At 64.8% G+C, this 25020-nt stretch carries 26 protein-coding genes and 1 pseudogene; 10 read left to right on the forward strand and 17 right to left on the reverse strand.

Going from position 1 to position 25020, the window contains the following annotated elements; genetic code table 11:
* The first annotated feature begins 56 nt into the window (after positions 1 to 56).
* From U1739_RS14915 to U1739_RS14930, 4 genes are all read left to right on the forward strand, one after another.
* On the forward strand, positions 57 to 854 hold the full coding sequence (locus U1739_RS14915; protein WP_332709359.1) for a MotA/TolQ/ExbB proton channel family protein: 798 nt from the start codon (positions 57 to 59) through the stop codon (positions 852 to 854).
* 94 nt (positions 855 to 948) lie between these two features.
* The gene (locus U1739_RS14920) at positions 949 to 1428 is read left to right on the forward strand and encodes an ExbD/TolR family protein (RefSeq protein WP_332709360.1); all 480 of its coding nucleotides are present in this window, start codon (positions 949 to 951) and stop codon (positions 1426 to 1428) included.
* A gap of 19 nt (positions 1429 to 1447) precedes the next feature.
* Positions 1448 to 1876: an ExbD/TolR family protein gene (locus U1739_RS14925; RefSeq protein WP_332709361.1), complete on the forward strand. Its 429-nt coding sequence runs from the start codon at positions 1448 to 1450 to the stop codon at positions 1874 to 1876.
* Positions 1877 to 2067: 191 nt separating this feature from the next.
* Positions 2068 to 2418 carry a tetratricopeptide repeat protein gene (locus tag U1739_RS14930; protein ID WP_332709362.1) on the forward strand — a complete coding sequence of 117 codons (351 nt, stop codon included), beginning with the start codon at positions 2068 to 2070 and terminating at the stop codon, positions 2416 to 2418.
* A 231-nt stretch (positions 2419 to 2649) separates the two neighbouring features.
* Here the strand turns inward: U1739_RS14930 and dcd are convergent, their stop codons facing one another.
* Positions 2650 to 3204 carry a dCTP deaminase gene (gene dcd, locus U1739_RS14935; protein WP_332709363.1) on the reverse strand — a complete coding sequence of 185 codons (555 nt, stop codon included), beginning with the start codon at positions 3202 to 3204 and terminating at the stop codon, positions 2650 to 2652.
* A gap of 242 nt (positions 3205 to 3446) precedes the next feature.
* On the opposite strand from dcd, the gene U1739_RS14940 reads away from it, so the two are divergent.
* Both U1739_RS14940 and U1739_RS14945 read left to right on the forward strand, forming a co-directional pair.
* A complete protein-coding gene (locus U1739_RS14940; RefSeq protein ID WP_332709364.1) occupies positions 3447 to 4832 on the forward strand; it encodes an acyltransferase family protein in 1386 nt (461 codons plus the stop codon).
* An 18-nt stretch (positions 4833 to 4850) separates the two neighbouring features.
* A pseudogene (locus U1739_RS14945) lies at positions 4851 to 5471 on the forward strand (SGNH hydrolase domain-containing protein); the annotation flags it as partial.
* A 24-nt stretch (positions 5472 to 5495) separates the two neighbouring features.
* Here the strand turns inward: U1739_RS14945 and U1739_RS14950 are convergent.
* The 6 genes from U1739_RS14950 to U1739_RS14975 all read right to left on the reverse strand — a co-directional run bounded on the left by U1739_RS14950 (position 5496) and on the right by U1739_RS14975 (position 8865).
* Positions 5496 to 5951 (reverse strand): cytidine deaminase, encoded by a 456-nt coding sequence (locus tag U1739_RS14950; protein ID WP_332709365.1) that lies wholly within the window; start codon positions 5949 to 5951, stop codon positions 5496 to 5498.
* Complete coding sequence (locus tag U1739_RS14955; RefSeq protein WP_332709366.1) at positions 5948 to 6640, reverse strand: GH25 family lysozyme; 693 nt, start codon at positions 6638 to 6640, stop codon at positions 5948 to 5950. Before U1739_RS14955 ends, U1739_RS14950 begins: the two co-directional genes overlap by 4 nt.
* Before the next feature lie 4 nt (positions 6641 to 6644).
* Positions 6645 to 7127: a UPF0262 family protein gene (locus tag U1739_RS14960; protein WP_332709367.1), complete on the reverse strand. Its 483-nt coding sequence runs from the start codon at positions 7125 to 7127 to the stop codon at positions 6645 to 6647.
* 195 nt (positions 7128 to 7322) lie between these two features.
* Positions 7323 to 7592, reverse strand: a complete 270-nt coding sequence (locus tag U1739_RS14965; RefSeq protein WP_332709519.1) for a T6SS effector amidase Tae4 family protein — start codon at positions 7590 to 7592, stop codon at positions 7323 to 7325.
* A 119-nt stretch (positions 7593 to 7711) separates the two neighbouring features.
* On the reverse strand, positions 7712 to 8167 hold the full coding sequence (locus U1739_RS14970) for a hypothetical protein (protein ID WP_332709368.1): 456 nt from the start codon (positions 8165 to 8167) through the stop codon (positions 7712 to 7714).
* A 68-nt stretch (positions 8168 to 8235) separates the two neighbouring features.
* Positions 8236 to 8865: a DUF1287 domain-containing protein gene (locus U1739_RS14975; protein WP_332709369.1), complete on the reverse strand. Its 630-nt coding sequence runs from the start codon at positions 8863 to 8865 to the stop codon at positions 8236 to 8238.
* Between the two features lie 157 nt (positions 8866 to 9022).
* Between U1739_RS14975 and U1739_RS14980 the strand changes: the two genes are divergently transcribed.
* Positions 9023 to 10516, forward strand: coding sequence for a replicative DNA helicase (locus tag U1739_RS14980; protein WP_443025574.1), 1494 nt, complete (start codon positions 9023 to 9025; stop codon positions 10514 to 10516).
* 177 nt (positions 10517 to 10693) lie between these two features.
* Here the strand turns inward: U1739_RS14980 and U1739_RS14985 are convergent, their stop codons facing one another.
* From U1739_RS14985 to cobA, 6 genes are all read right to left on the reverse strand, one after another.
* Positions 10694 to 11449, reverse strand: coding sequence for a phosphoadenylyl-sulfate reductase (locus U1739_RS14985; RefSeq protein WP_332709370.1), 756 nt, complete (start codon positions 11447 to 11449; stop codon positions 10694 to 10696).
* Positions 11442 to 11870 (reverse strand): DUF934 domain-containing protein, encoded by a 429-nt coding sequence (locus U1739_RS14990; protein WP_332709371.1) that lies wholly within the window; start codon positions 11868 to 11870, stop codon positions 11442 to 11444. The genes U1739_RS14985 and U1739_RS14990 overlap by 8 nt, the downstream gene beginning before the upstream one ends.
* On the reverse strand, positions 11867 to 12271 hold the full coding sequence (locus tag U1739_RS14995) for a RidA family protein (RefSeq protein WP_332709372.1): 405 nt from the start codon (positions 12269 to 12271) through the stop codon (positions 11867 to 11869). The genes U1739_RS14990 and U1739_RS14995 overlap by 4 nt, the downstream gene beginning before the upstream one ends.
* Positions 12264 to 13895, reverse strand: a complete 1632-nt coding sequence (locus U1739_RS15000) for a nitrite/sulfite reductase (protein ID WP_332709373.1) — start codon at positions 13893 to 13895, stop codon at positions 12264 to 12266. The genes U1739_RS14995 and U1739_RS15000 overlap by 8 nt, the downstream gene beginning before the upstream one ends.
* Before the next feature lie 270 nt (positions 13896 to 14165).
* Positions 14166 to 14462, reverse strand: coding sequence for a DUF2849 domain-containing protein (locus tag U1739_RS15005; RefSeq protein ID WP_332709374.1), 297 nt, complete (start codon positions 14460 to 14462; stop codon positions 14166 to 14168).
* Complete coding sequence (gene cobA, locus U1739_RS15010) at positions 14459 to 15247, reverse strand: uroporphyrinogen-III C-methyltransferase (RefSeq protein ID WP_332709375.1); 789 nt, start codon at positions 15245 to 15247, stop codon at positions 14459 to 14461. The genes U1739_RS15005 and cobA overlap by 4 nt, the downstream gene beginning before the upstream one ends.
* A gap of 175 nt (positions 15248 to 15422) precedes the next feature.
* On the opposite strand from cobA, the gene U1739_RS15015 reads away from it, so the two are divergent.
* Positions 15423 to 16322 (forward strand): hypothetical protein, encoded by a 900-nt coding sequence (locus tag U1739_RS15015; protein WP_332709376.1) that lies wholly within the window; start codon positions 15423 to 15425, stop codon positions 16320 to 16322.
* A gap of 44 nt (positions 16323 to 16366) precedes the next feature.
* Here U1739_RS15015 and U1739_RS15020 read toward each other — a convergent pair whose 3' ends face one another.
* The 4 genes from U1739_RS15020 to U1739_RS15035 all read right to left on the reverse strand — a co-directional run bounded on the left by U1739_RS15020 (position 16367) and on the right by U1739_RS15035 (position 23102).
* A complete protein-coding gene (locus U1739_RS15020; RefSeq protein ID WP_332709378.1) occupies positions 16367 to 19219 on the reverse strand; it encodes a TonB-dependent receptor domain-containing protein in 2853 nt (950 codons plus the stop codon).
* Positions 19220 to 19341: 122 nt separating this feature from the next.
* On the reverse strand, positions 19342 to 19968 hold the full coding sequence (locus U1739_RS15025) for a peptidylprolyl isomerase (protein WP_332709379.1): 627 nt from the start codon (positions 19966 to 19968) through the stop codon (positions 19342 to 19344).
* A gap of 200 nt (positions 19969 to 20168) precedes the next feature.
* Positions 20169 to 21581 carry a succinylglutamate-semialdehyde dehydrogenase gene (astD, locus tag U1739_RS15030; RefSeq protein ID WP_332709380.1) on the reverse strand — a complete coding sequence of 471 codons (1413 nt, stop codon included), beginning with the start codon at positions 21579 to 21581 and terminating at the stop codon, positions 20169 to 20171.
* A 156-nt stretch (positions 21582 to 21737) separates the two neighbouring features.
* Positions 21738 to 23102 carry a protein adenylyltransferase SelO gene (locus tag U1739_RS15035; RefSeq protein ID WP_332709381.1) on the reverse strand — a complete coding sequence of 455 codons (1365 nt, stop codon included), beginning with the start codon at positions 23100 to 23102 and terminating at the stop codon, positions 21738 to 21740.
* 37 nt (positions 23103 to 23139) lie between these two features.
* On the opposite strand from U1739_RS15035, the gene U1739_RS15040 reads away from it, so the two are divergent.
* Both U1739_RS15040 and U1739_RS15045 read left to right on the forward strand, forming a co-directional pair.
* Complete coding sequence (locus tag U1739_RS15040; RefSeq protein ID WP_332709382.1) at positions 23140 to 24015, forward strand: alpha/beta fold hydrolase; 876 nt, start codon at positions 23140 to 23142, stop codon at positions 24013 to 24015.
* 168 nt (positions 24016 to 24183) lie between these two features.
* A complete protein-coding gene (locus U1739_RS15045; protein ID WP_332709383.1) occupies positions 24184 to 24957 on the forward strand; it encodes an SDR family oxidoreductase in 774 nt (257 codons plus the stop codon).
* The last annotated feature ends 63 nt before the right edge of the window (positions 24958 to 25020 follow it).

Below are 25020 nucleotides of genomic sequence, written 5' to 3' on the forward strand. Positions count from 1 at the left end.
TCGATCGGCGATCCCCCAACCATCAGATCACGCTATTCAAGAGGGACTATTCGCACATGTTGACCACCATTCTCGCCGCCGGCGCGGCACCTGCCGCAGGCGCCAACCCGTACGGCTTCTGGGAAGCACTGCAGCAGGGCGGCGTCATCGCCTGGTCCGTGTTCGCCATTCTCGCGTTCATGTCGATCGTGTCGTTCTACATCCTGTTCACCAAGCTGTTCGAACAGCAGAAGGTGATGAACCAGGCCAAGCGCGTTCGCCAGAATTTCTGGAACTCGGCGTCGCTGCGTGAAGGCGCTGCCAAGCTCGAGAAGAACTCGGCCTATCGCCAGATCGTCGACGACGGCCTGGAAGCCCAGGAACAGCATGGCCGCCTGACCGATCCGGTCGAAGCGCATGACTGGCTGCACGGTTCGCTGGCGCGTTCGGAAGCGGCAATCAACTCGAAGCTGGGTGGCGGTCTCGCCTTCCTCGCAACGGTTGGTTCGGTGTCGCCGTTCATCGGCCTGTTCGGTACGGTTATCGGCATCTACCGCGCCCTGATCAAGATCGGCGCTGCCGGTCAGGCATCGATCGACGCCGTTGCCGGCCCGGTCGGCGAAGCACTGATCATGACCGCACTCGGCCTGGCCGTCGCGGTTCCGGCCGTGCTTGCCTACAACTGGCTGCAGCGCCGCAACAAGTCGATCGCCGAGGATCTCGCATCCTTCTCGAACGACGTGCTCGGCTTCCTCGCCTCGAACGGCAGCGTTCGCCCGACGGCGGCCCGCGCCGGCACCACGACGGCTGCCAAGCCGGTTGCTGCGACGACCACGACCGGTCAGACCGGCGCCAACGCCGTACCGCGCGTCTGAGCTGATGGATCGGGGCGCCCGCTCAGGCGGGTGCCCCGATCATCGTTGCCGGAACGGTCCGCCAGCGCGATTGAATAGATAGGGATAAGCCGCAATGGCAATGAGTAGTGGGGGCGACCCCGATAAACCAATGTCGGACATCAACGCCACGCCGCTGGTGGACGTGATGCTCGTGCTCTTGATCATCTTCCTGATCGCGGTTCCGGTCGCCATCCAGGCGGTCAAGCTCGAGCTGCCGAAGGTCAAGTACGATCCGACCACGACCAAGCCGGAGAACGTCAATCTCTCGGTGACGACCGAAAAGGACGGCACCTGCGGCGTCTATTGGAACACCACCAAGGTGCGCAGCGACGAGTTGCTCAAGCGCGCAGTGGACAAGCTCAAGGTCGAGATCGAGCGTCAGGGCGGCGTGGGCAATCCGGACCTCGAATTGCCGGAAGCGCATATCCGCGGCGACGTGAACACGCCGTATCGCTGCATCGGCGGCACGGTCTATACCATGCAGATGGCAGGGTTCGCCCGGGTAGGGTTCATTTCCGAGCCCCCGGCCGGCGCCCCGACCAGCCGGCTCTGAGCCAGAAGGAGTATTTGATATGGCAATGAGCGGAGGTTCCGACGACGGTGAACCGATGATGGAAATGAACATGACGCCGTTGATCGACGTCCTGCTCGTGCTCATCATCATGTTCATCATCACCATCCCGATCCAGACGCATGCCGTGAAGGTCGACCTGCCGGTCAATGATCCGAACAGCGTGTCGCCGCCGATCGACCCGCAGAAGAACAAGGTGTCGATCGATCCGGCCGGCACCGTGTCGTGGAACGGCTCGCCCGTGGATACCGTGACGCTGCAACAGTATCTGGAGCAGACCACGCAGATCAGCCCCGAGCCGGAACTGCACTTCCAGCCCGACCCGCAGGCGCGTTATGCCAAGGTCGACGAAGTCCTGGCCGTGGTGAAACGCTCCGGCGTGACCAAGCTCGGGTTCATCGGCAACGAGCAATATCGCAGCGATTTCTGATCCTTAGCGATCAGTGTCGAGACAGATTGGGCGGTCCTTCGGGGCCGCCTTTTTTGTGTCCTGCAGCGGCCGTTGAACTGTGTTGGCGACCGTGCAGAACGGTCTTGCCAATGTTTCACAAAAATGACATTCTCCTGTCATAAATATGAAACCTTTCGCCAGCGAGCGGAAGGGCAGCCAGGAGATCGATCATGCGTCTGTCGCTTTTCACCATGTCCGTCGTGGCGCTGGCCACGCCGTTTGCCGCCAATGCGCAAGACCGCACCGCGTATCAGCACATTGCCACGGGCGATTTTCAACGCGCCGAACGGACGCTGATCGCCGAGCGCCGGATCTTTCCGCAGCGCCCCGAACTGATGCTCAACCTCGCCGCCGTGTATCAGCAAACCGGCCGTGCCGAGCAGGCGCGCGCGCTCTACGATATGGTGCTTGGCCGGCCCGAAGTGATGATGGACGTGTCGGCGGACCGCGTCGCGGGATCGCACGCGATCGCGCGCAACGGGCTGCGGCGGCTGCCGGGCGTGCAGATGTCGTCGCGCTGAACGCTTCGGTCAGGACAGGCGAAGGTGGCGTGGGCGAGAGCCTGCGCCGCTTTCGATTTGGGGGTCGGCGGTGCCTACACGCTCTGTATCCTGAACGCGATTCAGGATCCATCCCGCCGGTAGGGCAACGCCCACACTTGGGGCGCGGAACTTAGCCGCCCGATAGATCCTGAATCGAGTTCGGGATGGCGGTCTAGGTTGGCGACGGCGAAGAAACGCCGCTCCGTGCCGTCAAATCTTCGGCAGCGTCACCCCGGTCTGGCGCATATATTTGCCGGCGCGGTCGGCATAGCTCACTTCGCACGGCTCGTTGCCCTGCAGGAACAGGAACTGGCAGGCGCCTTCATTGGCGTAGATCTTGGCCGGCAGCGGCGTGGTGTTGGAGAATTCCAGCGTCACATGGCCCTCCCAGCCGGGCTCCAGTGGCGTCACATTGACGATTATGCCGCAGCGCGCATAGGTCGATTTGCCGAGGCAGATGACCAGCACGTCGCGTGGCACGCGGAAATATTCCACGGTGCGGGCCAGCGCGAAGCTGTTGGGCGGGATGATGCACACATCGGTCTTGCGATCGACGAAGCTGTTGGCGGCAAAATCCTTGGGATCGACGATCACGCTATCGATATTGGTAAAGATCTTGAATTCGTCCGACACGCGCGCGTCATAGCCGTAGGAGGACAGGCCGTAGCTGATGCAACCGTCGCGCTTCTGGCCGTCGACGAACGGCTCGATCATGCCGGTGTCCAGCGCCTGTTCGCGGATCCAGCGATCGGACATGACGGACATTGTGCATTCCCTCTTATTGCGTGGTCATCCTGTCGCGGGAATGCGGGCGATAGACAAGGGGGGCGCGCGGGAAAGCGCGGCGGTGGGCGATCCGGGGCAGGGTGAAGGCGACAGTGTGGCACCGTCATAGCGGATGATCGGATAGCGTCTTGCGGATCGCAACGCGGACGTTACGATCGTAGCGGGGAGTAAAGCGAACAACTCATGCGAACGATGTCCGCGCGCGATCCGGAAGAGCTTCGTTGAGCCACGAAATGCTCACCTATCGCGAAGACATAGATGGTATCCGAGCAATCGCGGTTGTTACCGTGGTCGGCTACCATGATTTTCCGACACTGATTCCTGGCGGCTTTATCGGCGTCGATATCTTCTTCGTCATCTCGGGGTTCCTGATCACGGGTATCTTGGTGCGCGAACAGGAGCGGTCCGGCCGCATCGATTTGGCCAATTTCTATGCCCGGCGCGTCCGCCGCCTGTTGCCGGCATTGCTCGCCATGCTGCTTACGACGTTGGCCGTGGGGCTGTGGCGCCTGCCAGCAATCGGGGAACTGCAGCTGTTGGCCCGGTCCACGTTGGCGGCGTTGTTTTTCGCGTCGAACGTGTTCTTCGCGCTGCAGCCATCGGGGTATTTCGCCGCCGCCCCGGAGATGTTCCTGCTGCTGCATACCTGGACGCTCGCCGTCGAAGAGCAATTCTATATCGTGTGGCCGTTGTTGATCCCGTTAAGCGCTCGGTTGGCGGATAGGGTGCACCAGCCCCGACGGCGCGCGCTGTGGACGCTGTTCGTCGCCGTCTTCGTCATATCGCTCATCCTGTGCGGCATGGCGACCGCGTGGCGGCCCAAATTTGCTTTCTACCTCACGCCGTTCCGCACCTGGGAGTTTGCGCTCGGCGCCATCTTGTCGCTCGCCGTCGCCGGTGTCCGGCCGACGCGCTATCCGGCCGGCGCGCCGCTCGCGATCCTGGGCCTGGCGGCGATCGCGATCGCGCTCTGGGCATTCGATCAGGATACGCCGTTTCCCGGCTGGACCGCGCTCGTGCCGACAATCGGCGCAGCCTTGCTGCTGGGCGCGGGCGCGCTGCAGCCGGGCAATGCGGTCGCCAGGATGATGTCGCTGCCGCCGATCGTCTATATCGGGCGGCTCTCTTACGGATGGTATCTGTGGCATTGGCCAGTGCTGGCGCTGGTCCGCACCGAAGGGCTGGGCCAGGCGCATGATGCGACGATCGTGCTGGCGGTTTTGCTATCGCTGGGGTTGAGCGCGATCAGCTACCATGTGGTCGAGGCGCCGATCCGACGCCAATCGTGGCGCATTTTTCGTCCCACGCCGACCAGCCTGATCGCCGGCCTGGCCATGCTGTCGATCGGCGCGGCGGCGGCAACGGTGACGTTAAATTACGCCAACACCACACTGCGCGAGTCGCCCCGCTTGCGGCAGATCGCCAGCGCCATGAAATCCAGTGACAAGCGGCCCAACACGCCCGTTTCCTGCGAAAATTACCAGAGCGATTTCCAGCAACTCGCGCCCGCGCAGGATTGCCTGCTCGGGCGTCGGGATGCGCGGCGGATTTTGCTGTTGATGGGAGATTCGCATGGGCGCCATCTGCAACCCATGCTCGATCGCTAGGGGCAGGAACGCAATGTCGCTGTGCTGCCGCGCGTCGTTGGCGGGTGTAGCGTGTTCGGGGAAGAGATATCGGTGACCCTGAAAACGATGGATGCACGGTCGTTGCGAAAATGCCGGAGCATTAACGATGCCGTGCTGGGCGCGATCCGGGATCTGGCGAAATCGGGACGCTTGATCGGGGTCATGATCGGCGTGCGATGGCCGAGCGGCGGGGCGCCGTTTGCTGCCCCTTCGGCCGATCCGATCGCGTCGCTGGACGCTCATTCGAAGCTGGCGACGCTCATTGCGCTTGGCCGAACGAGCGGCTTACGTCTGATCCTGACGCGCGATACGCCGACCTTCCCCTTCAACGTGCCGCAATGTCTCAGCCGCCGTTCCAGGGAGGGATGCCGAGTGCCATTGGGGCAAGCGAACCCCCTCCGCACGCGATCCAACCGCGCGATCGATGCGCTGGTTGCTGCGGCGCCATCGATACGTGCCTTCGATCCCTCCCAGGCGCTTTGCGATGCTCGTTTTTGCCATGCCGAACGCGGCGGCGTGATCCTGTTCGAAGACACGCACCATTTGACGGTCGATGGCAGTCGGGCGCTGGAACCGGGGCTGCGCCCGGCGCTGGACAAGGCGCTGCTGGAACCCTGACCGTCGCCAATGGCACCAGTCGCTTCAGCCGATGCCCAGATCGGCGGGGCCGAAAGCATAGGGCAGGAGGTCGGACAGAAGGTGACGCTCGACCACGTCCCCCTCGGCGCTGCCGCACCACACGATGATCTCGCGGTGGCCGATCTGGGCGGCTTCGTTGATCACCTGGCGGCAGCGGCCGCAAGGGCTGACCGGGGTGTCGCCGGTAACCTTGCCGCCGACGATCGCGCCGCCGATGACCGCCAAAGCGACGACGTCGGCGAGGCGACCGGCGCTGCTCGCCGTGGCGAGCGCGACCGTCTCGGCGCACAACGACAGGCCGTAGCTGGCATTTTCAAAATTGGCGCCGGTCACCACGCTGCCGTCGGTGAGCAGGACGGCCGCGCCGACGCCGAAGCTGGAATACGGCGCATGCGCGCGGGTGGCGGCGTCGCGAGCGGCGGCGATCAAGCGGTCGCGGATTTGGTCATCGAGCGTCATGGGGCGACTACGTTCCAGTGAATGGGGCCGTTCAGGCCGTCTATACGGCGCATGTCGCTCGCCTGCCACATGCGCCACGGGCGCGCGGCATAAGTGGGCGGCAGGAAGTTCTGTATGGTCCAAAGCGGGCGTTCGATCGCGGCGGAGAGCTGGTAAGCCTGTTCGACCGGGCCGGAGATCTTGAGCAGCATCGGCTTGCCGGTATGCGCCTCGACCATCGTAACGAAGCGCGTGACGCCCTCGACGACGACGTCGCGCTCGGGCCGAGTGGCGCAATCCTCGGCGAAGTCGATCAGCAACGCGGCGGGCAAGGCATCGTCGGCGCGGGGCACATTGGTGTTGAAATTGTTCGCCTGATCCGCGGCGGGGCTGCAGAACGACCAGACGTGCACCGCGCCGCGGCGCATGCCGGCCGTGTCGGCATCGGCCCAGCTGGTGGCGAATTGCGGATCGCGGCCGGTCGCGCCGATGGTCGCGCGCAGATAGGCGAAGTCCACGCCCCCTGCGGCGACCGTCGGCCAATGGACCGGGCCCTGTTCGGCGCCGATATCGATGCCCTGGAAGGCATAGGTGCGATCGGATGGATGCCAGCCGCGCGCCACCACCCACAGCGTGATGGCGATCACCGCGAGCACGATGGCCATCGCCCCGGCGCGGCCGATGCGCACGCCTGCCAGTCGCACTGCCACGGAATCAGCCTTTGATGTGCAGCACGCAGATCAGCGTGAAGAGGCGGCGGGCGGTGTCGAAATCGATCTCGATCTTGCCCTCCAGCCGTTCCTTCAGCAATTCTGCCGCTTCGTTGTGGATGCCCCGCCTAGCCATATCGACCGTCTCGATCTGCGCCGGGGTGGCGTTGCGGATGGCGGCATAATAGCTGTCGCAGATCGCGAAATAGTCTTTGATCGGGCGGCGGAAGCGGCCGAGCCCGAGGACATAGGTCTCAAGATGGCTATCGTCTTCGCGGTTGATGGCGATGCCGAGCCGGCCGTCCTCTACGCTCAGCGCGATCTTGTACGGGCCGGCATAGCCATCGGGATGGACCCGCTGCGGCGCGAAATGATTGCCCTCGATCAGATCGAAGATGGCGATGCGCCGTTCCTGCTCGATATCCGCCGAGCGCCACAGGATGGTGCGCTCGTCCAGCTCGACATTGATGATCCGCGGGTCGGCCATGGGCCAGCCCTATAAGGGATGCGGGCGGGGGACAATGCGTGGGTCGCGGTGCGCCGCCGAGCTAGTGATGCGGGTCCGTCTACATCCTTGTATTTCTCGGTCCCATAGCCTGGCGCGCTATCATGGCGGCGCGAGCCAAAGGCTGACACGGCTGGCCTTTTCAAAATAGTCCTGGTGGATACAGCGAAGGCCGTCTCACAGATCGAAATGACCGGTCGCGTCGGTCCAGCCGGTCACCTTGAACTCGATGATGCCGCGCTTGCCGCTAAAGGCGCTACGCTCGGTGGGGCCGCGCGCGGGGCCGTCGGCGTCGACCGCGGGGGCGCTATAGGTGCGGCGCATATAGCCATCGAACTCGGCGACGCGCGGCGCATACCATTTTCCGTCCGATCCCGAACTGGTCAGCATTGCCGCCGTGCGTCGGATCGGCTGCCCCAAATAGTTCAGCGCACGGCTGACGCGAATGACTCAACTATTGGGATAGTTGTTCGACAAGACCCTGCCGCCGATCAGCGCAAAGACATCGGCGGGATTGGCGTGGTTGGGGTAGGCCCGAACCATTGCCGCGAAGCTGGGGAGCGCGATCATCGCCCGCACCCCGGCGTCATCTTGGTCAGCCCCGCCCGCATCTGCGCAGAATCGCGGAACATGGGCCCGTCCATGGCCGCCCATTGCCCCCCCATCCTGCGAAGGAAAGCGATATGCGGCTTTTCCAGCGCCGCGGGCCGGCCTTCGGATGTTATGATGTACGAGATGTCCGTCTGGCGCTGGCGGCCTTTGAAGCATCGCACGACCCTGCCAGTGACCGTGTAATTCTGTTTGCGAAAGGCTGGCGCGTGCGGCTCTTCCGCGATGACCGATTGCGGTGCCACAGCCACGATGAGCGCCGCTTCTCGCCGGATCTGTCTTGCGACCTCCAGCTGCGCTGTTGCGACGGTCGTGTCGCCAAGTTGTTTCAGTGGGGCGGCGGGTGACGTGCAACTAACCGCGATCGCGCCGCAAGATGCCGCAAAGATGGTTATTCGTGGAAATCCGGTCATGGAGTGCTGCCCCCAGTCTATAGTGCCGTATTCGTATGGTCGCATCGATGGCGACGAAATTCAATCGCTCAGCCGCTTAGCGCCCAGCGGTATCGACCAGTCAGCGTATGGTTGAACAGCGCCGGTTCCTCGCGCGCGCCGCCGCCGATATTGTGGATGACGACGCCACGGCCGCGATTCGAGACGATGCCGATATGCGGCAGGCGACCGTCGATCAGGCTGGTGAAGATGTCGCCGGGCTGCCAGCCATCGGCATCGCGCGGGATCGGTAATTTCGCGTGCTGGCGGGCGAAGAAGGTGGCGAGGTTGGGGACGCGGCGGTGGTCGATGCTGCGGTCGGTCGTCTTGAGCGCCCAGCGGCGCGGATAGGCAGCGAAATTAGCGCGCATGTCGGCGTTGACCAGCGGCTGCAGATCAAGCGCTAAGGCGTCGCGATAGGCGCGGATCAGCACGTCGGTGCACACGCCTTTCGCGCGGGACACGTCGCCGCCGGGGAAGGGCAAGCGAGTGTAAGCCGGGTCGTAGCTGAGCGTTACGCCGACCTGGCGGCGGGCGGCAGCAATCAGCGCCTTGGCCGAGCGCGCGGCGGGGGCCGCGGCGAGGTCGCTTAGCGGTAGCGCGGCCAGGCCGAGCAGCACCGCACGGCGGGTGAGCAGGGAGTGCGTTGCATCGACGCCGGCATCTTGCAGTGTGGACATCTTCGCTTCCTCCAAGTCGCGTCATATGACGACATCGCTCGCCGCGGCGCAACCGACGCGACCGCCGGGCAGGGCGGCAGGGCAATGATCCTCGTTATCCACAGGCGGTTCGGCGCAAGCAGCTTGAGCCCGCGGCGCGGGCGGCTATGACGCGGGGATGGCATCCATCATCCCGATTCAACCCGTCCCCGAAACCACCGAGCTGCCGCAGAATGTCGAGGCGGAAGCGGCGATGCTGGGCGCGATGATGATCGACAACCGTCTGGCCGACGATCTGGTCGACAAGCTCGAGCCGGAGCATTTTTTCGAGCCGCTGCACGGGCGGATCTTCGCGGCGATCAAGACCGCGCGCGCCAACGACATGCTTGCCTCGCCGGTCACCCTGCGCCCGATGTTCGAGGGCGATGCCGGGATGAAGGAGCTGGGCGGGCCGGCTTACCTGGCGCAGCTGACCGGCAGCGGCGCGGGGCTGATCGGGGCGCGGCAGTTCGCCAAGCAGATCTATGACCTGGCAATGTTGCGCACGCTGGTGACGGTCGGGCGGGGGCTGGTCGAGCGGGCAATGGACACGTCCGAGGAGGTCAATCCGCGCGGGCAGATCGAGCTAGCCGAGGAGGAATTGTTCAAGGTCGCGGCCGATGGCGGCACTGAGAGCGCGATCAAGACGTTTGCCCAGGCCACCACGCTGGCAGTGAAAATGGCGCAGAAGGCGCTCAATTCGGGCGGGCATCTGTCAGGCATCACCACCGGGCTCGACAGCATCAACGCCAAGATCGGCGGCATGCACCATTCCGATCTGATGATCCTCGCCGGGCGCCCCGGCATGGGCAAGACGGCGCTCGCCACCAACATCGCGTTCAACGCCGCGCAGCGCTACATGCGCGACCGGCAGGACGGCATGGAGCATTCGGCCTCGATGGGCGCGAAGGTGGCGTTCTTCAGCCTGGAAATGTCCGCCGACCAGCTCGCCACGCGTATCCTGGCCGAGCAGGCGCGGATCAGCGGCGAGGCGCTGCGCATGGGCAAGATCAGCCGTGCGGAATTCAATCAGCTGGCGGCGGCGGCGGCCGATCTCGAGAACCTGCCGTTGTTCATCGACGATACGGCGGGCCTGACGATCGGTGCTTTGCACACGCGCATGCGGCGGCTGCAGCGGCGGCATAATAATGAGATCGGGCTGGTGGTGGTCGATTACCTGCAACTGCTGACGGGATCGGCAAAGGCCTCGGGCGACGGGCGCGTGCAGGAGATTTCGGAGATTTCGCGCGGGCTGAAGACGCTCGCCAAGGACATGAACCTGCCGGTGCTGGCGCTGTCGCAGCTCAGCCGCCAGGTCGAGCAGCGCGAGGACAAGCGCCCGCAGCTGTCCGATCTGCGTGAATCGGGATCGATCGAGCAGGATGCGGATATCGTGATGTTCGTGTTCCGCGAGGATTATTACGTCGCGGCGAAGGAGCCCAAGCGGCCGACCGAGGGGGATAATGCGAAAATCTTCGAGGATCATGCGGCCTGGGCGACGGACATGGAGCGGGTGTTCGGGCTCGCGGAGTTCATCGTGGCGAAGCAGCGGCACGGTTCGACCGGGAAGGTGGTGCTGAAGTTCGAGCCGAGTATTACGCGCTTCTCGGATTTTGTCGGGAGTGGATATTAAGGCGCACCCAAACCGGCGTCATCCTGAACTTGTTTCAGGATCCATCGGGCCGGTAGTCCCGCGTTGTGAGGTGGGTGTGGGCGTGGCCGGTTCGGCTCACGGCGGGACGAGTTCGCGGCACGATGGATGCTGAAACGGGTTCAGCATGACGGAATTTTTTTTGGTAGGGCGGGCGCCCTAGAAAACCGGTTCTTCGCCGGGCTTTTCCGCCACGTGAATCCCGCATTCGACCTTGTCCCAGCCGCGCCACCGCCCCGCGCGGGGATCCTCGCCCGGTTGTACCTTGCTCGTGCACGGCGCGCAGCCGATCGAGGGATAGCCCTGCGCTTCCATCGGATGACGCAGCAATTGATGCTCGGCAAAATACGCCTCGAGCCGGGGCTTGTCCCAGTCGGCGAGCGGGTTGAGCTTCAACCGCCCTTCGTCTTCCTCGAAGCGTGGCATGGCGATGCGCGTGCCGGCCTGGAAGCCCTTGCGGCCGGAGATCCACGCGTCGAAGGGGGCGAGCGCACGGCGCAACGGTTCGACCTTACGCAGGTCGCAGCAGCCGTCGGGATCGTAATTCCAGCGCAGGCCGGTGGCGTCTTTCTTGGCGAGCAGGCGGGGATCGGGGCGGAACACGCGCAAATCGGTGAGCGCCAGACGCTCGGCGAGTTCGTCGCGGTACTGCAGCGTCTCGCCGAAGATCTTCTGCGTGTTGACGAAGATCACCGGCACGTCGCGGTCGATCTCTGCCACCATGTGCAACAGCACAGCGCTTTCGGCCCCGAAGGAGGAGACGGCGGCGATGCGGCCCTTGAGTTCGCCGGCGAGCAACTCAGCGAGCATGTCTCGCGTGGGGACGCCAGCGAAACGCGCGTTCATTTCGGCCGCGTCCACCTTGGTGAACGGGGTCACGTCGACATAGTCGAGAACGCGCGCGGCCTCAGCCATGCCGCTTCTTCCACACCGGCACGATGCCGTCGGCGGCCGTCTGATAATAGTTTTCGTAGCGCGCCAGGCTGGCCTCGGCGGTGGCGGCGTCGATCTCGGATTCGGGCGCGAAGCTGTCGAAGCCGCAGCGGCGCATCGGCAGTAGCTGATCGACCAGCACGTTGCCCTGCGCGCGCAGTTCGCCGTCATAACCGGCTTCGCGCAGGATGCGCGCCGCGCTGTAGCCGCGGCCGTCGCGGAAGCTGGGGAAGCTGATTTCTACCAAAGCAATCTGGCCGAGATGCGGGAGCAGCGCGCGCGCATCGTCGCCGGCCTCGATGCGGACCGCGGTGGCGTTGGTTTGCCCCAGGAACGCGTCGAGCGTGACGGCGGGTTCTTCGTGCGGGGCGTCGGTGCGATAGCGCAAGAGAGTGTCGGTCATGCCGCTTTTTCCTCAGGCAGCCGAGCGATCACCTTGATCTCGAACTGGAAACCATACAGCCACGTCACCCCGATGCCGGTCAGTGTCGGGTACGGCGCCTCGCCCCAATAGTCGGGCAGCACTTCCATCACGGCCGGGAAATTGGCTTCCGGATCGACGATAAAGACGGTGACGTCCATGACGTCGTCGAACGTGCATCCCGCAGCCGCGAGGATCGCGTTGAGATTGTCGAACGCCAAGCGCACCTGCGCTTTGAAATCGGGTTCGACCGATCCGTCTTCGCGACTGCCGACTTGGCCGGATACGAACAGGAAACCGTTGGCACGGATCGCTGGGGAATAACGGTTCCTCTCGTACAGCGCCTGACGGCCCGCCGGGAAGACGACATCGCGCTTATCCATAGATCGCCTCCTTGAATGGGGCCATGCCGACGCGGCGATAGGTGTCGAGGAAGCGTTCGCCCTCTTCGCGGAGGCCAAGATACGTATCCGTGACGCGCTCGACCGCATCGACCACGCCGTCCTCGTCGAAGCCGGGGCCGGTGATCTTGCCGAGGCTGACATCCTCCGCGCCCGAGCCGCCGAGCGACAGCTGGAAATTCTCCACGCCTTTCTTGTCGACGCCGAGGATGCCGATGTGTCCGGCATGGTGATGGCCGCAGGCGTTGATGCAGCCGCTGATCTTGACCTTCAACTCGCCGATGTCGCGCTGGCGCACGGGATCGGCGAAACGATCGGTGATCTTCTGCGCCAGCGGGATCGAGCGGGAATTGGCCAGGCTGCAGTAATCTAGGCCGGGGCAGGCGATGATGTCGCTGATCAGATCGAGATTGGCGGGCGCGAGGCCGGCGGCGTCGAGCGTGGCCCAAATTTCCGCAAGGTCACGCTTATGGACATGGGGAAGAACGATGTTCTGAGCATGAGTTACACGTAACTCATTGAAACTGAAGCGTTCTGCCAGATCGGCCATGACCTCGATCTGCGCCGAACTTGCATCGCCCGGGATGCCGCCTTGCGGTTTCAGGCTGATATTGACGATCGCATAGCCGGGCTGCTTGTGAGCTTTGACGTTCTGATCGAGCCAGACGGCGAAGTCGGGATCGCTGCGATCGACGACGGCGCCGTCATCCGCCACGAACGCAGGATCGGCGAACATCTGGGTGATGCGCTCGAATTCGGCCTGGGGCGGATCGAGGCCGAGCGCCTTCACGGCGATGAACTCTTCCTCGACTTGGGCACGATATTCGTCGGCGCCGATCTCGTGGACCAGGATCTTGATCCGCGCCTTGTAGATATTGTCGCGCCGGCCGTAGCGATTGAAGACGCGCAGGCACGCCTCGAGATAGCTCAGCAGATCGTCGGCGGGGACGAAATCGCGGATCTCGGGGGCGATCATCGGCGTGCGGCCCATGCCGCCGCCGACATAGATGCGGCCGCCGAGCACGCCATCTCGTTTCACCATCTGGATGCCGATATCATGCAGGCGCATCGCCGCGCGATCCTCCTCCGCGCCAATCACGCAGATCTTGAACTTGCGCGGCAGATAGGTGAATTCGGGGTGGAAGGTGCTCCACTGGCGCAGCAATTCGGCCCAGATGCGCGGATCGGCGACTTCGTCCGCCGCGGCGCCGGCATATTGGTCGGCGCTGATGTTGCGGATGCAGTTACCCGACGTCTGGATGGCGTGCATTTCGACCGTCGCCAGTTCGGCCAGGATGTCAGGCGCATCCTCGAGCTTGATCCAGTTGAACTGCAGGTTCTGGCGCGTGGTGAAATGGCCGTAATCACGGTCGTACTTGCGCGCGATATGCGCGAGCATGCGCATCTGGCGACTGTCGAGCGTGCCGTACGGTATGGCGACGCGCAGCATATAGGCGTGGAGCTGGAGATAGAGGCCGTTCATCAGCCGCAGCGGCTTGAACTGATCCTCGGTGATCTGGCCGGCTAGGCGGCGCTCCACCTGGTCGCGGAATTCCTCGACGCGATCGTCGACGATCTGCTGGTCGTAGCTATCGTATTTATACATGTTTTTGCTCGCGGTGGCGCGATGGCGCGAAGGAGGAGTGGTTCGCGCGGAGGCGCGGAGACGCGGAGGAAGAACAGAAGGCTAGTTCGCGCAGAGGCGCGGAGGACGCGGAGAAGAGGCGGTCGAGGCACGCTTCCGCGTTAGCGGAAGATCCTACTTTGCGGCTTGGATTGGAGAGCCGCTTCGCGGCAAGAGCTACATCTCTGCGTTCTCTGCGCCTCTGCGCGAACAAACCTTCTGCTCCGCGTCTCCGCGTCTCCGCATGAACCATCATATCACCCAGCTCCCCGCCGCCGGATCCGCCGGCTTCAGCGTCAGGTCCGGGCGCACGGTGGGGCCTAAAGCGCGGATACGGTCCTTGATATGGGCGGGGCGGGGGCCCTCGGCCGTCAGCGTGGCGTCGATGACATAGGGCACGTTGACGCGGCGGGCGCCTTCTTCGGCGCGCAGGATCGCTTCGCCCTGGTCGCCGACATCGGTCGCGTCTTCGATATGGCGCGACCAGCCCTGGCCGGCCCACCACACCACATCGCCGCTCGGCAGATCGTTACCGGTAAGAAGCTTCATGCTGCACTTTCTGCGATGCGCGCCCAGCGCGCCAATTTGTCCTCGGCGTCGCTCAACTCCACCACTTCGCCGACGACGATGATGGCGGGGCTGGCGACCCTTTCGCGGTCTACCATCTGCCCGAGATCGGCAAGCAATGTCTTGATCGCGCGGTGGCCGGCGAGCGTGCCCTTTTCCAATACCGCGACAGGCATATCGGGCGCGACGCCGTCGGCCATGAGCTTGTCGGCAATGTCGCTGGCGGTGGCGACGCCCATATAGATGACCAACGTACGGCCCTGGCCAGCGAGGCCCGACCAGTCCTGATCGGCGAGGCCCTTGCATTGGCCGGCGACGAAGCTGACCGCGCTCGAATGATCGCGGTGCGTGAGCGGCAGCATCGCTTCCGCCGCACAGCCGAGCGCGGCCGACACGCCGGGGATGACTTCGACCGGCAGACCTGCGGCGCGCACCGCCTCGACTTCCTCGCCGCCGCGGCCGAAGATGAACGGATCGCCGCCCTTGAGGCGGATGACGATCGCGCCGGTCTTCACATGCGCGACGATCAGCGCGTTGATCGCCTCCTGCGGCAGCGTGTGGCGGGCGCGCTGCTTGGCGACCGAGATGCGCTGCGCCGTGGGCGGCGCGATATCGAGCACGCGCGGATCGATCAGCCCGTCATGCACGACGATATCGGCCTGACGCAGCGCTTCGACCGCGCGGACGGTGAGCAGGCCGGGATCGCCCGGCCCGGCGCCGACGAGAATAACACGCCCGCGGGCGGTGGGATCGAGGAGACTGGCCATCGCTGTCAGATGGCTGTGTGGGACGGTGAGCGCAACCGAAGGTTGCTTGTCGCGGGGGTAGGGAAACTTTTGCGGGTGAGCGAAGTAGCAGGCCCCTAGACGATTGACGGAAACCTTTGACGAGAATAATTTTGTGGGCGCAGAATAGCTTGCCCAGCTTCGAAGGGACGTCCCGATGGCATTGGACCGATCCGCGGTACTTGTATCGGCGTTTTTGACCGCCGCCGTGCCAGCGGCACAGGCGCAGACGCCGCCGCAGGACGAGGCCAAGCGCCCGGATGATGGTCGCGATATCGTCGTGACCGGCAAACGCCGCGGCGCCAACGAGACGACCAACGAGATCCGCGCCATTTCGGATATGCAGGAAGGGCAATTGCCGCGATTTGAAACGCCCATCTGCCCTGTGGCGATCGGTATGCCGCGACCGCATGGCGTGATCATAGAGACGCGGGTGCGGCAGGTGGCGGGGCGGTTGAAGCTGCGCGTCGACAAAGCGGGCTGCAAACCCAATCTGACGATCGTCATGGCCGAGAACGGCACCGCGTTCGTCAATGCCCTGCGGCGCAAGCGCCCAACGCTGTTCGACACGATGCCGCTGCATGATCGGATGAGGCTTCTGGCATCCGCCGGCCCGAGCTGGACATGGCAATCTACGGCACCCAAGCGGCGTGACGGTGGCCCGGTCGCGGGCGCCGATATGCCCGGATCGAGATCCGCGTACACTGTGCTTAACGCCGAAATGTCCCGCCTGTCCGTGCCCGTACGGCAGGAGGTCGATCTAGCCTTTGTGGTGATCGACCGGCGCAAATCCGTCGGCCTGACGCTCGGGCAGATTGCCGATTATGCGGCGATGGTGGGATTGGCGGCGATCCGGACCGACCGGCCGGCGCAACTCGGGCGGTCGTCTATCCTCACGATGTTCGACGATGTGGGGGCGGGGCAGGCTGCCCAGCCCGAGATGACCGGTTTCGATCTGGCGTATCTGGGGGGGCTGTATTCCGGTCAGTCAGGCTTTTCGGGCGACCGGAAGGCCGCGCTGATGGCGCAGCGGATCGATCGTGATGAGAAACCCTAGACGTCGACCGTGCCCAGCACGATCGACGTCTAGGGCAAGCGCGGTCACATCTTGTACGAGATCCTGAGATAGCCGAACTGGCCCGGCACGTCGTAGGTCGTCGGATCGAAATTGTTCAGGCTGCAGCTGAAGCAGGCCGGCGGATCGGTGTTGAAGACGTTGTTGACGCCGATCGTGAAGGCAAAGCGATTATCGAACATTGCGGGGGAGAGGATGATCTGGGCGTCACCATAGATGCGGCTCTTCATCTCGTTCGGATCGCCATTGGCGTCGCGCTCGGTGACTCCGTCGATGTAGCGCCCGGTGAACGATGCGGCGATCGGACCATAGGCCCAATCGATCGTGGCATTGCCCTTCCATTCCGGGAAGGCCTGGTCCGGACTGCCGCGCTCCGTGCCCTTGCGGTCGATGACCACCAGGCCGTTGGAGGCGGACAGGGTGTATTTGAGCAGGCGGGTCGCATTGACCGACAGGCCGAACGTGCCGACCGAGCTTTGTGGCGAGCGATAGTTGAGCGTAGCGTCCAGCCCGCGCGTGCGGATCGCATCGAGATTGTCGAGCGTGGCGTCGATCTCGTTGATGAAGCCGTTGGCGGTGCGGACGATTTGCGCGCAGCTTGCGGCGTCACCAAGCAGCGCGCAATTGTTGAGCTTGACGTTGGCGTCGACCGCGGCGATCGCGTCGGTGACGCGGATGTCGTAATAATTCGCCTCGAGGCTGAAGCTGGCGCCCGAATTGCGCGCCCAGGCGGGGGAGTAGACCCCGCCGAACAACAGGCTGCGCGACTTTTCGGGGCGTAGGTTGCGATTGCCGCGGGTCAGCACGGGGAGCTGGCCGCCCTGATCCTCGGCATAGCTGCCGTCGGCCGGCACGCCATCGGCGATGCAATTGGCGCGCACCGTGGCATTGCTCTGGAACAGGCCGCCGGCAGCGCTGGTGCAGGGATCGTTGGCGGGCAGATCGAAACGCGAGCGGTCGCCGAACAATTCGCCCAGGCTCGGCGCGCGGAAACCGGTGGCGTAGGAGCCGCGGAGCAGCAGATCGGGGACCGGTTTCCACAAGGCCGCGCCGGTATAGGTCGTGCTACCGCCGCTGATCGAATAATCGGCGTGGCGGACCGAGCCGTTGAGTTCGAGCGAGCTGAAGAACGGCGTGTCCTTGAGCAAGGGCACGCGCAACTCGCCGTAGAATTCGTCCGAATTGTAGCGCCCGGCCGACGGCTTGGACGGGATGTCCGCGCCGAGCCCGGCGGCGACGATCGGATCGGGATCGAAGCTGGCGATCTGGATGCGATGTTCGTAGCCGATGGCGAAGCCGACCGGGCCGGCGGGCAGATCGAACAGATCGCCATTGAGGTTGGCGGTATAATCGTAGAGCTGCTGTTCGCTCTTGTCGCGTTCGGTGAAGGCGATGAAAGCGAGCTGGTCGGGAGTGACCGAGCCGGCACCGCCGAACAGGTTGAGCGGCACGCACGCGCCGGTGCAGAGCGCGAGCGGGCCAATCGCCTGCGCGACGCGCGCCGCGTTGACGTTGCCGGTAAAGCTCTGGTGCGCGTTGTTGAGGCCGAACGAGGCGTTGGCGTCCCAATACCAGCGTTTGTCACCGACCGCGAAGGAGCCATCGAGCGTGGCCGTGCCGGTCATCGTGTCGACGCGTTGGTCGAAGGTGCGTTGCCCGGCCTCGACCAGGCGGCGGGCGATGAACGAGTAATTGGCCGGTGCTTCGCCGGGCTTGCCGGCAGAGAGCGTGTAACCGAACGGATTGTATGGGTTGGTCGCGTCGATCGACAAGGTATCGAACAGGCTGCCCGCGCCGTTGCCTGCGTCGGGGCCGATGAACAGGGGAAGGAAGGCGGCCTGGTTCTGCGACTTGCGGTGATTGTACGCCGCCTTGATGCGCAGATTCAGCGTGTCGCTGAGTTCCTGCTTGAAGCTCAGCCAGGCACCGTAGCGCTCGGACGGCGTCAGGATGTAATTGAACGGCGCGAAGTTGAAGCGGTCGGATGCGACGAACGGGCGCAGGTCGGCAAGCGTGGGATTGCCGTTTGGCGGATTCGAGATGGTCAGGTTGCCGAACGAACCGAGGAAGCGGCCATTGACCGCGGCCGAACTGCACCCGCCGATCGGATCGGTGCACGCCGTTTGGCCGGGATTGGGGAAGAGCGAGATCGAGCGATCGCTGGAGCGCACCGCTTCCTGCTTCACATAGGAGCCGCCGAACACGACGTTGGTGCGCGGCCCCTTCACGCCGTAGCTGAGATTGTAATCCTGGGTATGGCCATCACCCTGGCGGAACGTACCGAACTGCGCCGACGCGCGCAGGCCCTCCTGCTGGGCGACGGTGATGACATTGACCACGCCGGCAATCGCGTCCGAGCCGTAGAGTGACGAGGCGCCCGATTGCAGCACCTCGACGCGTTCGATCATGTTGCCGGGAATGGTGTTGAGATCGACCGTGGCGGGGATGCCGCTGCCGCTGGTGCCGGGGACGTAGCGGATGCCATCGACCAGCACGAGCGTGCGCTTGGAGCTGAGATAACGCAGGTCGATCTCGGCCGAGCCGGCGCCGACGCCGCCGCCGTCGGGTGGGTTACCGAGATTGCCGGAATTGTTGACCTTCGAGTTCAGCCCGCCGCTGGCGCTGGGCAGGCGCTGGAGAACATCGGCGACCGAGGATAGGCCGGTGCGCGCGAGCGAGGTTTGGTCGATCAGCACGACGGGGCTGTCATTGTCGAGCGGATCGCGGCGGATGCGCGAGCCGGTGACGACGATGTCTTCGCCCGGCGCGTCATCGGCGATCGTGGCGGGGGTTTCGACGGACTGGGCGTGGGCGACGCCGGTGTGGAGTGTTGCCGCAAGTATGGCGGCGCTGCAGCGTAACAAGGCCTTCGATGTCATCGACTTTCCCCCAAGTTGCTTGGGCGGAAGGTGACCGAGCCACCGTCGTCTGACAATCGGTCCGCAGCGGTTATATTACGGTTGTTACCAACTGTTGCCGGGGTGCAACATTGCGCGCGCCGCTACTTCTTCACCAGCCATGGCTTGACCTGGCCGGTGGGCTTGGCCGGGCCGTCGAGCCGCTTGGCGCTGATCACGCGGATCCCCTTAAGGAGCATCTGGCCGCGCATCGCCCCGCCGGTCTGGCCCGCCAGGATGCGCTTGACCGTCGGCATGCCGGCAGTGACGTGGCCGAATGCGGCATAGCCGGGAAACGACCCCTTGGCGTCGAAGCTGGGCAGCGCGCCGACGGTGATGAAGAAGTTGCCTCCGGCCGAATTGGGTTCGGTGCGACGCGCCATGCTGATCGTGCCGTCGGTATGGGTAATGCCGGTCTGGTCGGTGCGTTCGTGCTTGAACGGCGGCAGGATGCGGCGCGCGTCGGTGCGGATGCCGCCCTGGATGAAGCCGTATTGCGGCGCATTCTTGCTGCGCGCGGCGCGGTAGATGATCGCGCCGTCGAAGCGGCCGTCATCGACATAAGCGAGAAAATTCTTCGTGGTTTCGGGGGCGCGGCGGGTGTCGAGCGCGAGCGTTATGGGGCCGGCGGCGGTGGTGAGCTGGACGCGGACAATACCGGCGGGCTTGCGCGGCGGGGCGGCGAGGCTGGGGGTGGCAAGGGTAAAGGCGAGGAGAGTGAGGATGCGCATGAGGAGGAGCTAAGGGGTGGGGGCGGGGGGCGCAAGGCTGCCGAACGTCAGCAGATCAACGACCATCCCCGATCCGTCACCCCGGCCTTGAGCCGGGGCCCAGCTTCTTCTTCTTCTTCCACGCCTGCTTCAAGGCAGCTGGGCCCCGGGTCAAGCCCGGGGTGACGATGACGATATGGCTTCGCACCATCTCATGCGTTCTAACCGTCCCGCAGGCCGATGCCGATGCTCGCCCGCGCCTGATCTGCTTCGTTGCTGACCACTGGATAGGCGCAATAATCTGCTGCATAATAGGCGCTGGGGCGATGATTGCCGGACCAGCCGATGCCGCCGAACGGGGCGCTGGAACTAGCGCCGTTGGTCGGCTTGTTCCAATTGACGATGCCGGCGCGGGCATTGGCCCAGAAGCGGTCGTACAAGGCCGGGTTCTGGCTGATCAGCGAGGCGCTGAGCCCGTAGCGCGTATTGTTCGCTTCGGCGATGGCATCGTCGAACGTTTCCGCACGGATCACCTGCAGGATCGGCCCGAACAATTCGATGTCGGGACGCTCGGCAAGCTCGGTCGTGTCGATCAGGCCGGGAGTGAGGAACGGACGGCCGGCGATCGGGCGCTCGGGGTGGCGCAGCGGGCGGCCGCCGCGCATCATCAACTCGACGAAACTCTCGGTCAGCAGATCGGCGGATTCATTGTCGATCACGCAGCCCATGAACGGCGCAGGGCTGGCGTGCGGTTCGTCGACGATGATCTTCGCCGTCACTTTCAACACCTGTTCGATCACCTGGTCGTAGCTGCGGGTGTCGATGATCAGCCGGCGCGCGGCGGTGCAGCGCTGGCCGGCGGTGGTGAAGGCCGACTGCACGATCAGCGCGGCGGTCGAATGCAGATCGGGCGATTCCCACACGATGATCGGGTTGTTGCCGCCCATTTCCAGCGCGAGGATCTTTTCCGGCTTGGTGGCGAAGGCGCGGTTGAGCGCGATGCCGGTGCGCGCCGAGCCGGTGAAGAGGAGACCGTCGATACCGTCATGCGCGGCGAGCGCCTTGCCCTCGTCGGGGCCGCCGATCAGCACACGGATACAGCCTTGCGGCACACCGGCGGCGTGGAAACAATCGACCAGGAACGCGCCAGTGGCGGGCGTCTTTTCCGACGGTTTGAACACCACGGCATTGCCCGCCAGCAGAGCGGGGACGATGTGGCCGTTGGGCAGATGGGCGGGGAAATTGTACGGGCCGAGCACCGCGAGCACGCCGTGCGGCTTGTGCCGCAGCGCCATGCGGCTGCCCATTGGCGCATCCAGCCGACGCTGCGCGGTGCGCTCGGAATTGGCCTTCACGGAGATGTCGACCTTGGCGATGACGGAGTCGACCTCGGTGCGCGCTTCCCACAAGGGCTTGCCGGTTTCGCGCGCGATCAGATCGGTGAACGCGTCGGCGCGTTGGCGCACGACGTTGCCGAAGCGGCGCAACGTTTCGATGCGGACGGTAAGCGGTTGCGCGGCCCAGGCGGCCCAACTGGCACGCGCGGTGGCGACTTCCTGGTCTACATCGCCGATCGGTGCGCGCCACAGCAGGGCGCCGGTGGCGGGTTCGTGGCTGATGAGTTCGGCGGACATGGAGGAGGTCTTTGCCTTAGAATTTGGGGAGGGTCTACCTTCTCAACTCCCCTCCCTGGAAGGGAGGGGGCGGGGGTGGCTCGCTATCGAGGGAATGCAGCGACTGCCTCATACCGACCCACCCCCAGCCCCTCCCTTCCAGCGAGGGGAGCTGGATCAGCCCAGGGCTTCACCCATTTGGCGGATTGCGGCGATCTTGGCGTTCAGTGGCCCCCAATCGTCGCGTTCATTGATTGCGGACCAGAGCGTCTCGACCTCGTCGATCAGCATGCTGCACGGTTCGCCCTGCCAGTAAGCGTGCGCGCGATCCTTGCGCGGGGTGTAGGCGGCAAGAAGTGCGCGGGCCGGAGCGAAGGCGTCGCCATAGCTTGCGGGAATGCCGTGCGCGAAGCTGTCGAAGAAGAAGCGGTCGAGCGGGATGGCGCCGTCGCGTAGCGCGGGTTCGATCGCCTGGATCAGCGCGCGATCCTGCTCGGGATCGAGCGGATTGAAGCCGAGGCGCCAGAGCAGCGCACTGCTCACCGCCGACTGATAGAGATCGCCGAACGTATCGAGCGCGTCGATCAGTGGCGGCGCCTCGCTCAGCGCGCGCAAGGCGACCGCGAGTTGCATCGCGTTCCAGTGGATCGCCTCGGGCTGGCGGCCGAACGCGTAGAGGCCTTGCTGGTCGAAATAGGCGGCAGTGAAGGCGGGATCCCAACTGGGGTTGAAGCGCCACGGGCCGTAGTCGAAGCTTTCACCGGTGACGTTGATATTGTCGGTGTTGAGCACGCCGTGAACGAAGCCGGCGGCCATATAGCTGGCGGCGAGTTTGGCGGTGCGCTGGACCACGAGCGTGAGCAAGCGGGCGGGGGCATCGTCACCCGGCTCCTCGCCGTAGAAATTGCGTAGCACGTAGCCGACCAGACGCTGCATGTTCTCCGCGTCGCGCAGATGGGCGAGGCGCTGGAACGTGCCGATGCGGATATGGCCATGGCTGAGCCGGACCATCACCGCCGAGCGGGTGGGGGAGGGTTCGTCGCCGCGGGTCAGCGCCTCGCCGGTTTCGATCAGCGAGAAGGTGCGCGACGTTTCGACGCCCAAGGCCTCGAGCATTTCGGTGGCGAGGATTTCGCGCATCCCGCCTTTCAGCGTCAGGCGGCCGTCGCCGAAGCGGCTCCACGGCGTCTGGCCGCTGCCCTTGGTGGCGAGATCCATCAGGCGGTCACGTTCATCACGCACTTGCGCGAACAGAAAGCCGCGACCGTCGCCAATGTCGGGATTGTAGTTGCGGAACTGGTGGCCGTGATAGCGCAGTGCCAGCGGCCGTTCGAGGCTGGCGGGGAGCGGTTGGAAGCGGCCGAAATGCGCCAGCCAATCGTCGTTCGACAGCGTGTCGAGCCCGACCTGGCGCGCCGCGCGATCATTGCGGAAGCGCAGGATCGTGGCGGGGAAATCGGCCGCGGCGACGGGATCGTAGAACGCGTCTCCCAGATCGAGGATTGCCGCTTCGGGCCGATATGCTTGCGGGGAGAGGGTCATCCAGCAATATGGAGGTCTGCAACCCCGGGACGCAACCATGGCCGCTTACGAAAACAAATATTGGTGGTCGAACGACGGGGTGCGGCTGCATTACCGCGATTATCCGGGCCCCGCGGACAAGCCGCCGATCCTGTGCATCCCGGGACTGACCCGCAATGCGCGTGATTATGCCGCGCTTGCCGAACGGCTGGCGGGGGAGTGGCGGGTGATCGCGATCGACCTGCGCGGGCGCGGCGAGAGTGGTTATGCCAAGGATCCGATGAGCTACGTGCCGCTGACTTATGTGCAGGACATCGAGGCGTTGCTCGGTGAACTGGCAGTGGAGCGCTACGTGGCGTTCGGCACCTCGCTCGGCGGGATCGTGACGATGCTGTTGGCGGGCACGGCGCGCGAGAAGATCGTCGGCGCATTGCTCAACGATGTCGGGCCAGAGATCGAGACGGCCGGGCTCAGCAGGATCCGCACCTATGTCGGCAAATCGAACACCTGGCCGACCTGGATGCATGCCGCGCGCGCGGTGATGGATGGGAATAGCGAGGTCTATCCGCATTACACGATCCACGATTGGCTGGGCATGGCCAAGCGGCTGTACCGGCTCAACAGCGCAGGCCGCATCGTGCTGGATTACGACATGAAGATCGCCGAGCCGTTCCGCGTGCCGGGCAACGAAGCGGGGCCGGACATGTGGCGCGCGCTCGAGCAGTTGCAGGGCGTGCCGACGCTGATCGTGCGCGGCGAGCGATCGGACGTGCTGGGGCCAAGGACCGCGGCGCGGATGGCCGAGGCGCTGGCCGCATCGGGGGCAGGGACGGCGGAATTGGTGACGGTCGAGGGGGTAGGGCATACGCCGACCTTGTGCGAGCCCGCGGTGGTGGCGGGGATCGAGCGGTTGTTGGATAGGGTGGCGATGTAACGCTTCGCGCCCGGGCGGGCAGTTCCCCGGCGGAGGCCGGGCCCAGTCGCGATGGCAGAGGTTACGACGCGCTACGATCGACACTTCTGCTCCCCGACTGGACCCCGGCCTTGGCCGGGGAACAACTCAGGGTTCGACGCGTCTGCCTAGCGACCGAGGAGACGCCGCATGACCACTATCGCCGACGCGCATACCCAGCAGATCAGCCTCAGCGGCAAACGCGCCATCATCACCGGCGGCACGACCGGCATCGGGCGCGCAATCGCAGTATTGCTCGCGGCCGAGGGCGTGAAGGTGTTCATCTGCGGGCGCGATCCGCAGCATCTGGCGGATGCGCTGGCGCGCATTCGCGAGGTCGGTGAGGGCGACGGGATCGCGACCGACCTCTCGGAGCCCGACAATGTGAAGGCGTTCGTCGATGCCGGCACGCGCTATCTGGGTGGGCTCGACATCGCCGTGGTCAATGCCGCGATCGCCGCCGGGGGCTTGAGCGAGATGTCCGAACAGGACCTGCGCTACGCCATCGCGACCAATTTCACCGCTTATCTGCTGACCGCCCATGCGGCGGCGACCGCGTTGGTCGACGCCAATGGTGAGCAGGGGGGCGATATCGTGCTGATCGGGTCGATGAGCGCGCATGTCCTCGGGCCGGGCTCGACCGTCTATGCCGGGATCAAATACGGCATTCAGGGCTTTGGCGAGGCGCTGCGGCGCGAACTGGGGCCGAAGGGCATCCGTGTCGCCAATGTCGAACCGGGCAAGACCGGCTCCGATATGCAGGAGCCGGATATTTCGCCGGAAGAGCAGCGCGCGCGGATCGGCAAGGACGAGATGCTGCGGGCGGAGGATATTGCGGTGGGCGTGCACTACCTGCTGACGCAGCCGCGGCGGGCGGTGGTACAGCAGTTGACGATCACGCCGCGGGGTGTTGGAGAAGAGTGATTTCACACCGCCGACAAACCGCTTCCCCGGCGAAGGCCGGGGCCCAGTCGCGGAACAGTCGGT

Source organism: Parasphingomonas puruogangriensis (genome assembly GCF_036663635.1).
In the GTDB taxonomy this organism is placed as follows: Bacteria; Pseudomonadota; Alphaproteobacteria; order Sphingomonadales; family Sphingomonadaceae; genus Sphingomonas.